Annotated in this window: 16 protein-coding genes; 12 read left to right on the top strand and 4 right to left on the bottom strand. The window is 75.8% G+C overall.

Translation table 11 applies throughout. The annotated features are described in order from the left end of the window. The first annotated feature begins 53 nt into the window (after positions 1-53). The 4 genes from JD79_RS01915 (at position 54) to JD79_RS22380 (ending at position 4,213) form a co-directional block, all read left to right on the top strand. Positions 54-1,559, top strand: coding sequence for an AlkA N-terminal domain-containing protein (locus JD79_RS01915; RefSeq protein WP_110004171.1), 1,506 nt, complete (start codon positions 54-56; stop codon positions 1,557-1,559). Continuing rightward, on the top strand, positions 1,556-2,086 hold the full coding sequence (locus JD79_RS01920; RefSeq protein WP_110004172.1) for a methylated-DNA--[protein]-cysteine S-methyltransferase: 531 nt from the start codon (positions 1,556-1,558) through the stop codon (positions 2,084-2,086). Before JD79_RS01915 ends, JD79_RS01920 begins: the two co-directional genes overlap by 4 nt. A gap of 67 nt (positions 2,087-2,153) precedes the next feature. Beyond that, positions 2,154-3,248, top strand: a complete 1,095-nt coding sequence (locus tag JD79_RS01925) for a DNA recombination protein RmuC (protein WP_110004173.1) — start codon at positions 2,154-2,156, stop codon at positions 3,246-3,248. Positions 3,249-3,451: 203 nt separating this feature from the next. Further along, positions 3,452-4,213: a DUF6542 domain-containing protein gene (locus JD79_RS22380; protein ID WP_170149075.1), complete on the top strand. Its 762-nt coding sequence runs from the start codon at positions 3,452-3,454 to the stop codon at positions 4,211-4,213. A gap of 66 nt (positions 4,214-4,279) precedes the next feature. Here JD79_RS22380 and JD79_RS01940 read toward each other — a convergent pair whose 3' ends face one another. Then, positions 4,280-5,236 (bottom strand): 4-hydroxy-3-methylbut-2-enyl diphosphate reductase, encoded by a 957-nt coding sequence (locus JD79_RS01940; RefSeq protein ID WP_110004176.1) that lies wholly within the window; start codon positions 5,234-5,236, stop codon positions 4,280-4,282. 143 nt (positions 5,237-5,379) lie between these two features. Here JD79_RS01940 and JD79_RS01945 point away from each other — a divergent pair, with 143 nt between their 5' ends. From JD79_RS01945 to JD79_RS01960, 4 genes are all read left to right on the top strand, one after another. Continuing rightward, positions 5,380-6,405 (top strand): hypothetical protein, encoded by a 1,026-nt coding sequence (locus JD79_RS01945; RefSeq protein ID WP_110004177.1) that lies wholly within the window; start codon positions 5,380-5,382, stop codon positions 6,403-6,405. Between the two features lie 153 nt (positions 6,406-6,558). Further along, positions 6,559-6,978 carry a hypothetical protein gene (locus JD79_RS22385; RefSeq protein ID WP_170149076.1) on the top strand — a complete coding sequence of 140 codons (420 nt, stop codon included), beginning with the start codon at positions 6,559-6,561 and terminating at the stop codon, positions 6,976-6,978. A 76-nt stretch (positions 6,979-7,054) separates the two neighbouring features. Next, a complete protein-coding gene (xseA, locus tag JD79_RS01955; RefSeq protein ID WP_110004178.1) occupies positions 7,055-8,275 on the top strand; it encodes an exodeoxyribonuclease VII large subunit in 1,221 nt (406 codons plus the stop codon). Beyond that, positions 8,272-8,490, top strand: a complete 219-nt coding sequence (locus JD79_RS01960) for an exodeoxyribonuclease VII small subunit (protein ID WP_110004179.1) — start codon at positions 8,272-8,274, stop codon at positions 8,488-8,490. Before xseA ends, JD79_RS01960 begins: the two co-directional genes overlap by 4 nt. 3 nt (positions 8,491-8,493) lie before the next feature. Here JD79_RS01960 and JD79_RS01965 read toward each other — a convergent pair whose 3' ends face one another. After that, entirely contained in the window at positions 8,494-9,105 is a 612-nt protein-coding gene (locus JD79_RS01965) for a DUF4245 domain-containing protein (RefSeq protein WP_110004180.1), read from the bottom strand. Positions 9,106-9,235: 130 nt separating this feature from the next. Between JD79_RS01965 and glpX the strand changes: the two genes are divergently transcribed. Beyond that, complete coding sequence (gene glpX, locus JD79_RS01970; RefSeq protein WP_211307826.1) at positions 9,236-10,300, top strand: class II fructose-bisphosphatase; 1,065 nt, start codon at positions 9,236-9,238, stop codon at positions 10,298-10,300. A gap of 72 nt (positions 10,301-10,372) precedes the next feature. Here the strand turns inward: glpX and JD79_RS22390 are convergent, their stop codons facing one another. Both JD79_RS22390 and JD79_RS01980 read right to left on the bottom strand, forming a co-directional pair. After that, entirely contained in the window at positions 10,373-11,425 is a 1,053-nt protein-coding gene (locus JD79_RS22390; RefSeq protein WP_110004181.1) for a hypothetical protein, read from the bottom strand. A 200-nt stretch (positions 11,426-11,625) separates the two neighbouring features. Further along, positions 11,626-12,186, bottom strand: a complete 561-nt coding sequence (locus tag JD79_RS01980; RefSeq protein ID WP_110004182.1) for a hypothetical protein — start codon at positions 12,184-12,186, stop codon at positions 11,626-11,628. A gap of 152 nt (positions 12,187-12,338) precedes the next feature. Here JD79_RS01980 and JD79_RS01985 point away from each other — a divergent pair, with 152 nt between their 5' ends. From JD79_RS01985 to JD79_RS01995, 3 genes are all read left to right on the top strand, one after another. Further along, positions 12,339-13,733, top strand: a complete 1,395-nt coding sequence (locus JD79_RS01985) for a class II fumarate hydratase (RefSeq protein ID WP_110004183.1) — start codon at positions 12,339-12,341, stop codon at positions 13,731-13,733. A 92-nt stretch (positions 13,734-13,825) separates the two neighbouring features. Next, positions 13,826-15,127 (top strand): citrate synthase, encoded by a 1,302-nt coding sequence (locus JD79_RS01990; protein WP_110004184.1) that lies wholly within the window; start codon positions 13,826-13,828, stop codon positions 15,125-15,127. An 11-nt stretch (positions 15,128-15,138) separates the two neighbouring features. Beyond that, positions 15,139-15,336 (top strand): hypothetical protein, encoded by a 198-nt coding sequence (locus tag JD79_RS01995; RefSeq protein ID WP_093579616.1) that lies wholly within the window; start codon positions 15,139-15,141, stop codon positions 15,334-15,336. The last annotated feature ends 8 nt before the right edge of the window (positions 15,337-15,344 follow it).

The following is a 15,344-nucleotide window of genomic DNA, read 5'->3' on the forward strand; positions in this document are numbered from 1 at the left end:
GAGGCGTCCGGAAACCGCCAGTCGGGACCCGCGGGCGGTGCCATGCTCGGGGCGTGCTCTCCTCGCTCGACGCCGGACGCTGCTACCGCGCGGTCGCCAGCCGCGACGCCCGCTTCGACGGCTGGTTCTTCACCGCGGTGCGCACGACCGGCATCTACTGCCGCCCCTCGTGCCCGGCCCGGACGCCGGCCGCCGGCAACGTGTCCTTCTTCGGCAGCGCCGCCGGCGCCCAGGCCGCGGGCTACCGGGCCTGCCGCCGCTGCCGGCCCGACGCCGTCCCGGGATCCCCGGAGTGGGACGTGCGCGCCGACGTCGTCGCCCGCGCCATGCGCCTCATCGCCGACGGCGAGGTCGAGCGCTCGGGCGTCCCCGGGCTGGCCGCGCGGCTGGGCTACTCCGAGCGGCAGGTGCACCGCCTGCTCGTCGGCGAACTCGGCGTCGGCCCGCTCGCCGTGGCCCGCGCCCAGCGCGCGCAGACCGCCCGGGTGCTGGTCGAGACCACGGACCTGCCGATGGCCGACGTCGCCTTCGCCGCCGGGTTCGCCAGCATCCGGCAGTTCAACGACACCGTCCGCGAGGTGTTCGCCTGCACGCCGTCGGAGCTGCGCCGCCGCCGGCCGGGCGGCGACGGCGGCACGCCGGGCTGGCTGACCCTGCGGCTGGCCGCCCGCGCCCCGTTCGACGCCGCCGAGGTGCTGCACTTCCTCGGCGCGCACGCCGTGCCCGGCCTCGAGGAGTGGGACGGGACGACGTTCTCGCGGGTGCTCGACCTGCCCGCCGGGCCCGGCGTCGTCCGCCTCTCCCCCGCGCCCGACGGCGGACCCGCGGTCACCGCCCGGCTGCTGCTGACCGACCTGCGCGACCTGCGCGCCGCCGTCCCCCGCTGCCGGCGGCTGCTCGACCTCGACGCCGACCCCGCCGCCGTCGACGACGTCCTCGGTGCCGACCCCGCGCTGGCGCCCCTGGTGGCCGGCGCGCCCGGCCGCCGCGTGCCCGCCTCGCCCGACGGCCCCGAGTCGGCGGTGCGCGCGGTGCTCGGCCAGCAGGTGTCGGTGGCCGGCGCCCGCACCCTGACCTCGCGGCTCCTCCCGTTGGCAGGGACGCCGCTGGCCGAGCCGGTCGGCACCCTCACGCACGCCTTCCCGCGGCCGGAGGCGCTCGCCGGCGCCGACCTGTCCGCCGTCGGGCTGACCGGCGCCCGCCGCCGCACGCTGGGCGGCCTGGCCACCGCCCTGGCCGAGGGCCGCGTGGTGCTCGACCCGGGGTGCGACCGGGAGGCCGCCGCGCGCGACCTGCTGGCCCTGCCCGGCATCGGCCCGTGGACGGCGTCGCTGGTGGTCATGCGCGGCCTCGGCGACCCCGACGTGTGGCTGCCCGGTGACCTGGCGCTGCGCCGCGCGCTGGCGTCGCTGGGCAGCTCCGACGCCGAGGCCGCCACCCGCTGGCGCCCGTGGCGCTCGTACGCCGCGATGCACCTCTGGGCGCTGGCCGCGCCTGCGCTCTTCACCCGCCCGACCCACCCCTCCACCCGCTCCCCCGCAGATCGGAGTGCGTCATGACCCCGTCCGCCCGCTTCGCCACGGTCGCCACGCCCCCCGGCCCGTTCACCGTCGTCGTCACCCCCGGACCCGACGGCGGCGACGTCGTCCTGGCCGCGGGGTGGACCGACGACGTCGCCGAGCTGCTGCCCGTCGTGCACCGCGCGCTGCGGCCCACGTGGGTCGAGCGCGCGGAGCACCTGCCGGTCCTCGACGTCGTCGAGGCCCACGCCGCCGGCGACCTCGGCGCCATCGACGCCGTCCCCGTGCGGCAGCGCTCCGGGCCGTTCCTCGAGGACGCCTGGGAGGTGCTGCGGACCGTCCCCGCCGGGCAGCCCGACACCTACGCCGAGTTCGCGGCCCGCTGCGGGCGGCCGTCGGCGGTGCGCGCGGCGGCCAACGCCTGCGCCCGCAACGCCGCCGCGCTGTTCGTCCCCTGCCACCGGGTGCTCGGCTCCGACGGCGGGCTGGGCGGGTTCCGCTGGGGCACGCCGGTCAAGCGCTGGCTGCTCGACCACGAGGCCGAGCACGCCCCGGTCCCCGCCTAGGGAGCCTCCGCGGCGCTGTGGGCCGCACCTCCCGGGAGTTGTCGGTGCCGTGCTGCACCCTGCTCTGGTGGACGCCGCCTCCCTCCTGCTCGGCCTGCTCCTCGGGGTGCTGCTGGGGGCGGCGGTGACGCTCGGGGTGGTGGCGCTGCTGGCCCGGCGCCGCCCGACCGACGAGGGCCTCGAGCCGCTGCACGAGTCGCTGGACCACCTGCACCGGCTGCTGGCCGGCATCGAGCGCGACCGCGCCACCGCCCACGGCGAGCTGCGCGAGCAGATGGGCACCGTCGGGCAGACCAGCGCGCTGCTGCGCCAGGAGACCGCGGCGCTGGTCACCGCGCTGCGCACGCCGCACGTGCGCGGCCGCTGGGGCGAGGTCCAGCTGCGCCGGGTGGTCGAGGTGGCCGGCCTGCTCGAGCACTGCGACTTCGTCGAGCAGCCGTCCTCCACCAACGACGAGGGCGCCGGCGTGCGGCCCGACCTCGTGGTCACCCTCTCCGACGGCCGGCAGGTCGTCGTCGACGCCAAGGTGCCCTTCACCGGGTACATCGAGGCGGTGCAGGCCACCGACCAGGCCGTCCGGGACCAGCGGGTCGCCGCGCACGCCCGGCAGCTGCGCACCCACGTCGACCAGCTGGCCGCCCGCCGCTACCCCACCGCGTTCCGGCCGGCGGCGCCGTTCACCGTCCTGTTCGTCCCGTCCGACGGCTTCCTCACCACCGCGCTGGAGGCCGAGCCGGCGCTGCTGGAGTACGGCTTCGGCCGCGACGTCGTCATCGCCACGCCCAGCACGCTGCTCGCCCTCCTGCGCACCGTCGCGCACTCCTGGCGGCAGGAGCGGCTGGCCCGCGACGCCGACCAGGTCATCGAGGTCGGCCGGCGGCTGCACGCGCGCCTGACCACGCTGTCGGGCCACCTCACCCGCCTCGGCTCCGCCCTGGGCTCCACGCTGACCCGCTACAACGAGACGGTCGGCTCCTACGAGCGCTCGGTGCTCGCCGCCGCCCGCCGCTTCGACGACCTCGGGGTCGGCGAGACGCCGGTGCCCACCCCCGAGCCGGTCGAGGCGGTGGTCCGGCAGCTGCGGCCGGCCGGCGAGGAGCCGCCGCCGCTCCCGGACGACGACGACGCGCCGCTGCGCTGGCGGCTCACCGACGGCGGCTGAGGCGGGCCGGAGGGCGGATCCCACCCGGCGCGCCGGGCACGTCCGTCCCACCCGCCCCGCGGCTCACCGAGAGTTGCCAAATCGACACGGCGACCTGTCGCGAGTCGGAACCGCGAAGTCACCCGCAGGAGACACCTCCGTCGCTACCGTGAGGACGACAGCGGCCCGGACCGGGCCGGAGGGTCCGGACGGGGAGGTACGCCATGGGCTCGGCGAGCACAGCCGACACCTGGCGGGACAGCGGAGTGGGCGGCCAGCGCTCCTACGCCGTCCCGCGGGCGGCGCGGCCCGACGCCACCGGCCCGGACCGCTCGATGCGCATGGGCCTCCCGCCCGTGCCGCCGCCCTCGCCACGCGGCCGGCCCGGCGGAGGCAGCCCCGGCCGCAGCGCCGGTCACGGCTCCGGCTACGGCTCCGGCTACGGGACCGGCAGCGCCTACGGCCGTCCCGCCGCCGAGGCCCGCCCCTCGGCGCGTCCCGCCCAGCAGCGCACCCCCCACCCCGCCGTCCACCCGCTCGGGAACCGCGCGGAGGCCGCCGCACCTGCGCGTCCCCGCGGCGGACGGCCGGCCGGCCGCGCGGCCGAGCGGGCCGCCGCAGAGCCCGCCGCCGGCAGCCGGCTGCGCGGCGTGCTCGCCGTCCTCGGCGTCTTCGTCATCACGCTCGCCGGCGGCGCGATCGACTCGTTCCTCGGCGTGGGGCTGGGCACGCTGACCCTCGTCACGCTCGTCGCGGCCACCGCCGTCGCCACGCTGCTGGTCCGCCGCCGCGACCTGCTGACGGTCGTCGTCGCGCCGCCGCTGGTGTTCGTGGCGGTCGCGCTGGTCAACATCGGCCTCGCGCCGTCGGCCTCGTTCACGCTGCCGACCCTCGCCACGATCCTCGTCCGCGGCTTCCCCACGATGGCCGTCGCCACCGGCGTGGCGCTGGTGCTGGCGATCGTCCGCTGGGCCGCCCGGCGCTGATCCCCCGCAGACGCGGACGAGCCCCCCTCCCGGCCGGGAGGGGGGCTCGTCCCGTTGCCGTGACCGTCAGCGGGCGGCGCGACCGGGGCGCAGCTCGTGCGGGAGCGCGAACACCAGGCGCTCCTCGGCGGCCTTCACCGTCCCGACGTCGGGGTAGCCGCGCTCGGCCAGCCAGTCGAGCACCTCGCTGACCAGGATCTCGGGAACCGACGCCCCGCTGGTGACGCCGACGGTGCCCACGCCCTCCAGCCACGACGGGTCGATCTCGGCGGCGTAGTCCACCAGGTGCGCGGCGCGGGCGCCGGCCTCCAGGGCCACCTCCACCAGCCGCACCGAGTTCGACGAGTTGGTCGACCCGACGACGATCACCAGGTCGCACTCGTCGGCCATCTGCTTGACCGCCTGCTGCCGGTTCTGCGTGGCGTAGCAGATGTCGTCGCTGGGCGGGGACTGCAGGCCGGGGAAGCGGGTCCGCAGCGCGTCGACCGTGGCCAGCGTCTCGTCGACCGACAGCGTCGTCTGCGACAGCCAGACCACCCGCTCGGGGTCGCGGACCTGCACGTTCGCGACGTCGTCGGCGCCGTCGACGAGCTGGATGTGCTCCGGCGCCTCGCCGGAGGTGCCCTCGACCTCCTCGTGCCCGCGGTGACCGATGAGGAGGATGTCGTAGTCGTCCTTGGCGAACCGCTTGGCCTCCTGGTGCACCTTGCTCACCAGCGGGCAGGTCGCGTCGATGGTCCGCAGCGAGCGCGCGCGGGCCTCCTCGTGCACCGCCGGCGACACGCCGTGGGCGCTGAAGACGACGACCGCACCCTCGGGCACCTCGTCGGTCTCGTCGACGAACACCGCGCCGCGCCGCTCGAGGGTGGCGACGACGTGCTTGTTGTGGACGATCTGCTTGCGGACGTAGACGGGCGCACCGTGGATCTCCAGCGCCCGCTCGACGGCGACCACCGCCCGGTCCACACCGGCGCAGTAGCCCCGGGGATCGGCCAGCAGGACCCGTCCGCGCTGATCAGCCATGCACCCATCGTAGGTGGCGCGCCGTCGGGTGCCGGTCTCCCGACGAGACGCTCGACACGCCGTCGGCGGGAAGGGCCGCCCGACCGGGTGGCAGCCGCCGGGGCCACGATGCCGTTCCGCGCGCCCTGCGGCAGGCTGGACCCATGTCCCGTGAGATCCCCGAGCCGATCCGCGCCGCCGCCGGCCTGGCCGCCACCGTCCTGGACGAGGCCCGCCGGCTGCCCTCGACGCTGCCGGGTCTCCCCGTGCGCCTGATCGGGCTGGCCCTGCAGACGGCGATGAAGTGGCAGCAGCAGTGGTCGGGACTGGTCGCGCGCGGCGACGAGGTCCTCACCGGGCTGCGCGGCGACCGCGAGCCCGGCCTGGCCACCTTCGACGACGACGAGGACGAGGACGCCGGTGGCGCCCCCCTCGTCGCGCAGCCGATCGACGTGCTGCACAACTCCGCGTTCGACCGCGCCCCCGACGTCGACACCGTCGGCGACGGCCTGTCCGACGACGTCTCCGACGCCGAGGTCGCCACCCTCCCCGCCGACCCGGCCGCCGACGCGGTCGTGGCCGCGGTCGAGGACACCGCCGGCGTACTGGAGAGCGGGGTCGAGGGGATCGCGGCCGCCGAGGTCGACGTCATGGAGATCGACGTCGACACCGACGCCGCCGGCCTGGTCGACGACGAGCTCGCCGGGCTGCCGCAGGACCCGTCGCCGGCCTCGGTCGTCGCGGCGGTCGAGGACGTCACCGACCTGGTCCAGGGCGCCGAGGAGGCGGAGTCCGCGCTGGACGCCGCCGACTCTGCGCTGACCGCCGAGGACGCGCTGGAGAGCGCGCTGCTGGAGGCCGAGGGCACCGACGCCCCCGCCCCGCCACCGACACCCCTGCCGCCGACACCCCCGCCGCGAGCGACCCCGGCGGCTCCCCGGTCGGCGAGCTGGCCGGTGCGCCCGACGTGGGCAGCGACGACACGACGGTCCCCGACGCCGCCGACTCCGGCGTCGCCGACACCGACATCGGCCTGGCCACCGACACCGACACCGACACCGACACCGACACCGACGACGCCGGCGGCGCCCCGGACGCGGGCGTGCTCGGCGAGGACGCGGAGTCCGCCGCGGCGCCGGCCGAGGACGCCTCCACCGAGGTCGACGTCGTCACGCCGGACGGCCAGGTGACCACGGTCGAGGGCACCGTCACCGACGAGGGCGTCGTCGCCCCGAGGGCGGTCGCGCGGACGCGACCGGGACCGCCGAGGCCCCGCCGAGGGGTCGGCGACGGGCGAGGGCAGCGACGTCGTCACCGAGGAGCACGCGCGCGTCGACGAGGAGATGGGCGCCGAGCCCGGCCCCGGCGAGGACAGCGGCGCGGCGACCGACGCCGTCGAGCCGGAGCCGGACACGGCCACCGACACCGCCGCGGAGGCCACCGACGAGGGCGGCACGCCCGTGGCGGCGGCCACCGGGGTGCGCACGGACGTCGGCGACGCCGACACCGCCGAGGAGGACGCGGCGGGAGGCGAGGGTGCCGCCGGGGAGGCCGCCGCGGCACCGATCGACGGCTACGACTCCTTCACGATCGCCCAGCTGCGGGGCCGGCTGCGCGGCTACCAGCTGGCCACGGTCGCCGATCTGCTCGCCTACGAGGAGGCCACCCGGGCCCGGGCGCCGTTCCTCACCATGCTGCGCAACCGGCTGGAGAAGCTCGAGCAGCAGGCGGCCGACAGCAGCCCGCTGCAGCCCCGCGGCTGACGCGCGTTCCCCAGCGGCCGGGTCCCCGTCGGGGGCCCGGCCGCTGTCGTCGGTGCTGCCTGGCAGGCTCGGGCGCATGACCGCCCCCTCCTCCCCCGAGGCGCCGTGGCCGGTGCGCACGGTGGCCCGCAAGGTCGCCGAGTGGATCGGCCGGCTCGGCGAGGTGTGGGTCGAGGGCCAGGTGGCCCAGCTCTCCCGGCGCGGCGCCGCGACGGTGTTCCTCACCCTGCGCGACCCCGCCGCCGACCTCTCCGTGCCGGTCACCTGCGCCCGCGACGTCGCCGACCGGCCCGGCCTCGAGCTCACCGAGGGCGCCCGCGTCATCGTGCGGGCGCGGCCGGACTACTACGTCGCCCGCGGGTCCTTCTCGCTGCGCGCCACCGAGATCCGCGCCGTCGGGCTCGGGGAGCTGCTCGCCCGCATCGAGCGGATCCGCCGGCTGCTGGGCGCCGAGGGGCTCTTCGACGCCGCCCGCAAGCGCCCGCTGCCCTTCGCCCCCGCCGTCGTCGGCCTGGTCACCGGCAAGGACTCCGCCGCCGAGCGGGACGTCCTGGTCACCGCCCGGCGGCGCTGGCCGGCGGTGCGCTTCGCCGTGCACCACAGCCTCGTGCAGGGCGTGAACGCCGCCGCGTCGGTCATCGACGGCCTGCAGCGGCTCGACCGCGACCCCGAGGTCGAGGTGATCGTGCTCGCCCGCGGCGGCGGCTCGGTCGAGGACCTGCTGCCGTTCTCCGACGAGGGCCTGGTGCGCGCCATCGCCGCGTGCCGCACCCCCGTGGTCACCGCCGTCGGCCACGAGACCGACACCACCCTGGTCGACCACGTCGCCGACGTCCGGGCGGCGACGCCCACCGACGCCGCCCACCGCGTGGTGCCCGAGATCGGCGAGCAGCGCCGGCTGGTCGACGGGCTGCGCGCCCGCGCCCGGCACCTGCTCACCACGCGGATCGAGCAGTCCGAGCGGTGGCTGGAGGGCGTCCGCAGCCGGCCGGTGCTCGCCGACCCCGAGCGGCTGCTGCACGGCCGGGCCGACGACGTCGTCGCCCTGCGCGACCGCGCCCGCCGCACGCTCACCCACCGCGTCGAGACCGCCGAGCGCGACCTCGACCACGCCCGCGCGCGGGTCACCGCGCTCTCCCCGCAGGCGACGCTGCAGCGGGGCTACGCGCTGGTGCAGCGGGCCGACGGCGCCCTGGTGCGCGACCCCGGTGAGGTCGCCGACGACGAGCGGCTGTCGGTGCGGGTCGCGGGCGGCCGGCTGCCGGTGCGCGTCGCCAGGCAGGATGGGGACCCGTGAGCAGCGACGCACCGGAGCAGCCGACGCAGACCTACGAGCAGGCCCGCGAGGAGCTGGCCGACGTGGTCCGCCGGCTCGAGGCCGGGGGGCTCACCCTCGAGGAGTCCCTCGCCCTCTGGGAGCGCGGTGAGCAGCTGGCCCAGCTCTGCCAGCACTGGCTCGACCGTGCCCGCGAGCGCCTGGCCGCGGCCTCGCCGGGCGACCGGGAGGGCTGAGGCTCAGCTCGGCTCGGACACGGGGGCGACGGCGGCGGCGACGGTCCGCAGCTCGCCGTCGTCGGCCGAGCCGGTGACCAGGGTGGTGACGTCGCCGTCCTCGCGGGTGAGGACCGTCTCGCCCCGCTCGCTGGTGAGCCGCGTCCAGGTGCGCCCGCCGAGGTCGACGCTGCCGTCGTCCTGCGCACCGTCGAGCACGGAGGTGAGGCGCTCGGCGGCGGCGTCGTCGGTGATCAGGAACCCCGCGTACTCGTCCGACGGGGTGACGTAGCCGATCTCCAGGGTGACCGGGGCCCCGTCGGCGGCGTCCGGCGCGTCGGTGCGGGCGCTGGTGGGCCGGTAGCCGTCGGGCAGCCCCGCGGGCACCTCCACCGGGTAGGACGCCCGCTCGGTGGCCAGCCGGACGCTGCTGCTGGGGTCGATGGGGCGCACCGGGTCGCTGCCGCTCTGCCGGAAGGCGACCCAGCCGGCGACGAGCAGGCAGATGACCACGAGCGGCAGCAGCGAGCGGATCATGTTCGCCGCGCTCATCCGGTTGGCCCGCTCGACGGCGGTCGGGGCCGGCGGCGGCTGCTCCTCGGGGGCCTGCTGGCCCGACGGGCCCGAAGTGGTCATGCCCCTAGGATCACACCACCGATCCAGAACCCCGCTGCCCCGCATCCGCGACCCCCGCACGCCCGACCGGCTCGGGGGACCGGAACGGCGGACGGTGGCCACCGGCAACGGTGCCGATGTTGGAGGTCCCGTGACGCTTCCCGTGCCCGACGGCCCCGTGCCCCCGATCCCCCGCGCGAGCACCTTCCGCACCGACCGCCCGGCTCCGGACCGCAACCTGGCCCTCGAGCTGGTCCGGGTCACCGAGGCCGCCGCGATGGCCGCGGGCCGCTGGGTCGGCCGCGGGGACAAGAACGGCGGCGACGGCGCCGCGGTCGACGCCATGCGGGCGCTGATCGGCACGGTGAGCATGCGCGGCGTCGTCGTCATCGGCGAGGGCGAGAAGGACCAGGCGCCGATGCTCTACAACGGCGAGCAGGTCGGCGACGGCTACGGCCCCGAGTGCGACGTCGCCGTCGACCCCATCGACGGCACCACGCTGATGGCCAAGGGCATGCCCAACGCGATCGCGGTCATGGCCGTGGCCGACCGCGGCGCCATGTACGACCCGTCGGCCGTCTTCTACATGGAGAAGATCGCCACCGGCCCGGCCGCCGCCGACGTCGTCGACATCACCGCCCCGGTGGCCGAGAACATCCGCCGGGTGGCCAAGGCCAAGCACAGCCGGGTGGAGGACGTCACCGTCTGCATCCTCGACCGCCCACGCCACGAGCAGCTGGTGCACGAGGTCCGCGAGGCCGGCGCGCGCATCCGGTTCATCTCCGACGGCGACGTCGCCGGCGCGATCGCCGCGGCCCGCGAGGGCACCGGCGTCGACCTGCTGCTGGGCATCGGCGGCACCCCGGAGGGGATCATCGCCGCCTGCGCGCTCAAGTGCATGGGCGGTGCGCTGCAGGGCCGGCTGTGGCCCAAGGACGACGAGGAGCGGCAGAAGGCGATCGACGCCGGCCACGACCTCGACCGCGTCCTCTCCATCGACGACCTCGTCCGCGGCGACGTCTTCTTCGTCGCCACCGGCATCACCGACGGCGAGCTGCTGCGCGGGGTGCAGTACCGCGCCGGCGGCTGCACGACGCAGTCGCTGGTCATGCGCTCGCGGTCGGGGACGATCCGCTCGATCGACAGCCTGCACTCGCTGGAGAAGCTGCGAGCCTACTCCGCGGTGCCCTTCGACCGCTCCGACGACGAGCGGTGACGTAGGCACCTCAGGCACAGGACGGCCCCGGGGCGATCGCCCCGGGGCCGTCCTGCGTCCGCGGTGCCGGCGTCAGCCGAGCCGGCCCTCGCAGTTGGCCACCTCGTAGGGCACCCGGCCGGCGCAGGTGCCGGCGTACTGCTCCCACTCCGAGCCCGACGGCGAGGTGCCCCACAGGTCGTCGCAGGCGGCGAAGTCGCCGGCGAAGCAGCGGTCGGCCAGCGGCTGGTACTCCCCGTCCGGGTCCTCACCGAGGCCCTGCGGCGGCACCGGGTCGGCCGCGGGCGTCGGGGTGCCCTGGCCGAGCCGCGCCTCGCAGGTGCCGGCCTGGTACTCGACCCGTCCGCCGCAGGTGCCGGCGTACTCCTCGTAGTCCGACCCGGACGGCGTGATGGGCCACAGGTCGTCGCAGGCGGCGAAGTCGCCGGCGAAGCAGCGGTCGGCCAGCGGCTGGAACTCGCCGTCGGGGTCCTCGCCGAGGCCCTGCGGGGGCACCGGCGCCGATGGAGCCCCGGCACCGCCTCCGCCTCCGCCTCCGGACGACGTGCTGGAGGAGGGCGAGGAACTGCTCGACGAGCTCGACGAGGACGGGCTCGAGGACGACGACGGGCTCGCCGAGGACGACGACGAGGTGCTGGTGCGCGTCGGGTCGGCGATCGGCGTGCTGTCGTCGTCGCGCAGCAGGAAGAACAGCCCCACGGCCGCGGCCGCGAGCAGCAGCACACCGGCGATCACCGAGGCGATGACGACGTTCTTCCTGGTGCCCTTCCGGGGCGGCTGGCCGTAGCCGGGCTGCCCGTACGCCTGCTGGCCGTACTGCTGCCCGTACTGCTGGTTCGGGTCGTAACCGGGCTGCCCGTACGCCTGCTGGCCGTACTGCTGCCCGTACTGCTGCGTCGGGTCGTGGCCCTGCTGGCCGTACTGCTGGCCGGGCTGGGTGATCGGCGAGGTCTGGTCCCGGTCCGCCGGCTGGCCGTACCGGCCCGGCTGGAACTGCGCGGTCGGCGGGGCCGGCTGGCCGAGCTGCTGCGTCGGGTCGTCGGACTGCCCCCAGCCCTGCTGCGCGGGCTGCTCGCCCTGCGGGTCGTTGCCGCCCTGCGGCGGCGGATACGGCGGCTGGGACATGGTGCGGGCTCCTCGGTCCAGGTGTCTGCGCTGGTCAGGCTAGGTCGGGCGGGAGACGACGACCAGCACCGGCCGGTCGCGCGGGACGGCTCCGGTCCGCCCCACCTCCGGTGTCGCTCCCGTGGTCGGATGCGCCCACCGTGCCCGGGTGACTGCACCCCGGCTCGGTCGCGGCTGGTACGTGGGCGCACGCGGTGCCGCTAGTCGAGGTCGGTGCAGTACGGCACCGTCCAGGCCTTCACGCGGCCGCCGCAGGTGCTGGCGTACTCCTCGTAGGGCGACAGCGGCGGCGACTCCACGAACAGGTCGTCGCAGGACTGCAGGTCGCCGTCGAAGCAGCCCTGCGCGTAGGCGTCGAGGACGGGGTCGGGCCCGAGGTCGGCCGGTGGCACCGGCTCGGACTGCTCGACCGGCCCCAGGACGCCCCCGCTCCCGTGGTACTCCGTGGCAGCGCCGCCGTAGAGGGCCTCCCCCATCGACTGCCCCATCGACTCCCCCATCGCCGCGCCGGCCGCGCGGCCGACGTCGTCGGCGGCACCGCGGAGCACGAGCGAGCCGACGACGGCGGCGACCGACAGGCCCACGACGACGCCGCCGGCCAGCAGCGCGGCGGGCAGCACCCGCGACGGCGCGGGAGCGGGCACGGGCGGGACGGGGACGGCGGCCGGGCGGCCGGCGGCGGGGTCCCAGGTCCCCCACGGCGTCCAGCCGCCCACGGGCACGGTGCCGGGCACGGTGCCGTGGGCGTCGGGGTGGGTCACGGGGCCTCCTCGGGCCGGGGCGTCGCCGCACCGTAGAGCCCGCGGGGCCGGTGGCGGGGCGCCGCGACCGGTCCTGCGGCGGGAGCCCGTCCCACCGGGTCCTAGGGTCACGCGTGCAGCACCGATCCCACCGACACCACACGGGAGCCAGCGTGGCCACCGAGCAGGACCATCGCATCGAGCACGACTCCATGGGGGAGGTCCGCGTTCCCGCCTGGGCCAAGTGGCGGGCCCAGACCCAGCGCGCCGTCGAGAACTTCCCCATCTCCGGCACCCCCATCGAGCGCGAGCTCATCGCCGCCCTGGCCGCCATCAAGGGCGCCGCGGCGCGCGTCAACGCCGACCTCGGCGTCCTGGACGGCGGCGTCGCGCAGGCCATCGCCGACGCCGCCGCCGACGTCGCCTCCGGCGCGTGGGACGAGCACTTCCCGATCGACGTCTTCCAGACCGGCTCCGGGACGTCGAGCAACATGAACACCAACGAGGTCATCGCCACCCTCGCCACCGAGGCGTCGGGCACGCCGGTGCACCCGAACGACCACGTCAACGCCTCGCAGTCGTCCAACGACGTCTTCCCCTCGGCCATCCACGTGGCGGCCACCCGCGCCATCGTGCGCGACCTGGTCCCGGCGCTGCAGCACCTGGAGGCCTCGCTGTCGCGCAAGGCCACCGAGTTCGCCGAGGTCGTCAAGAGCGGCCGCACCCACCTCATGGACGCCACCCCGGTGACGCTGGGCCAGGAGTTCGGCGGCTACGCGGCCGCCGTGCGCTACGGCGTCGAGCGGCTGCAGGCCTCGCTGCCGCGCATCGGCGAACTCCCGCTGGGCGGCACCGCCGTGGGCACCGGCATCAACACCCCGCCCGGCTTCGCCGCGGCGATCATCGAGAAGCTCGCCACCGAGCTGGACCTGCCGCTGACCGAGGCGCGCGACCACTTCGAGGCGCAGAGCTCCCGGGACGGCCTGGTCGAGGCATCCGGCCAGCTGAAGACCATCGCCGTCGGCCTGGTGAAGATCGCCAACGACCTGCGCTGGATGGGCTCGGGCCCGCGCACCGGCCTGGGCGAGATCCAGCTCCCCGACCTGCAGCCGGGCAGCTCGATCATGCCGGGCAAGGTGAACCCGGTGATCCCGGAGGCGACCATCCAGGTGGCCGCACAGGTCATCGGCAACGACGCGGCGGTCACGTACGCCGGCACCACCGGCGTCTTCGAGCTCAACGTGACCCTGCCGCTCATGGCCCGGAACGTGCTGGAGTCGATCCGGCTGCTGGCCAACGTCAGCCGGATCCTGGCCGACCGCTGCGTCGACGGCATCGTGGCCAACGTCGAGCAGTGCCGGACCTACGCGGAGTCCTCGCCGTCGATCGTCACGCCGCTGAACAAGTACATCGGCTACGAGGAGGCCGCGAAGGTCGCCAAGCAGTCGCTGGCCGAGCAGAAGACCATCCGCCAGGTCGTGCTCGAGCGGGGCTACGTCGACCAGGGCAAGCTGACCGAGGCCCAGCTCGACGAGGCCCTCGACGTCCTCTCCATGACCCACCCGTGAGCGGTGCGGGGTGGGCCGGGAGTCCGGTCCACCCCGCACCGCGACGGTCCCTGTCGTCGTGATCGCCCGACGCCAGTAGCGTCGGGGTCACCATGACCGAGACAGCCACCACCCCCGAGGTATCCCTCCGCCACCCGGGGGGTGAGCTCCCGCTGCGCACGGTCCCGTCGACGGAGGGATCCTCCGGGCTCGACGTCTCCAAGCTCCTGGCGACGACGGGGCAGGTCGCCCTCGACGTCGGTTTCGTGAACACCGCCTCGTGCGCCTCGACGATCACCTACATCGACGGTGACGCCGGGATCCTGCGCTACCGCGGCTACCCGATCGACCAGCTCGCGGGGAAGGCCAGCTTCCTCGAGGTCACCTACCTGCTCATCTACGGCGAGCTGCCCACCGCCGACGAGCTGGCCGCCTTCGACGACAGGCTCCGCCGGCACACCCTGCTGCACGAGGACCTCAAGCAGTTCTTCCAGGGCTTCCCGCGCGACGCGCACCCGATGCCGGTGCTGTCCTCGGCGGTCAGCGCGCTGTCGACCTTCTACCAGGACTCGCTGGACCCCTTCGACCCGCAGCAGGTGGAGATCTCCACCGTCCGGTTGCTGGCCAAGCTGCCCACGATCGCGGCGTACGCGTACAAGAAGTCGGTCGGCCAGCCCTTCCTGTACCCGGACAACTCCCTGGGCCTGGTCGAGAACTTCCTGCGGATGACCTTCGGCCTGCCCGCCGAGCCCTACGAGCTCGACCCCGAGCTCGCCTCCGCGCTCGACATGCTCTTCGTCCTGCACGCCGACCACGAGCAGAACTGCTCGACGTCGACGGTCCGGCTGGTCGGCTCCTCGCACGCGAACCTGTTCGCCTCGGTCTCGGCCGGCATCAACGCGCTGTTCGGCCCGCTGCACGGCGGGGCCAACCAGGCCGTGCTGGAGATGCTCGAGTCGATCCAGCGCGACGGCGGCGACATCGGCCGGTTCGTCGAGCGGGTCAAGAACAAGGAGCCCGGCGTCAAGCTCATGGGCTTCGGCCACCGGGTCTACAAGAACTACGACCCGCGCGCGGCGATCGTCAAGCAGACGGCCGACACGGTGCTCGACAAGCTCGGCGGGGACAACCAGCTGCTCGACCTCGCCCGCCAGCTCGAGGAGATCGCGCTGTCCGACGACTACTTCGTCGAGCGCCGGCTCTACCCGAACGTCGACTTCTACACCGGGCTGATCTACCGGGCGATGGGCTTCCCGGTCCGGATGTTCACCGTGCTGTTCGCCCTGGGCCGGCTGCCCGGGTGGATCGCACAGTGGCGCGAGATGATCGCCGACCCCACGACGAAGATCGGCCGGCCGCGGCAGGTCTACACCGGCGAGACCGAGCGGGCCTTCGTCCCGCTCGCCGAGCGCTGACCCGGGCGGCCATGGGCAGCGAGCCGCCCGGCGAGGACCTGCTGGTCCTGCCCCCGATCCCGCTGGCCACCGGGCGGCTGCTGCGCGACGACGACGACCGGCCGGTGCCGATCACCGCCGTCGAGCTGGTCGTGTCCACCGAGGACGGCGTCGAGCACCGCATCCCGCTGGTGGCGCGCCACGGCGCCTGGTGGCCACCCGACCGCTGACCCGGGCA

The organism is Geodermatophilus normandii (assembly GCF_003182485.1).
Taxonomy (GTDB): Bacteria; Actinomycetota; Actinomycetes; order Mycobacteriales; family Geodermatophilaceae; genus Geodermatophilus; species Geodermatophilus normandii.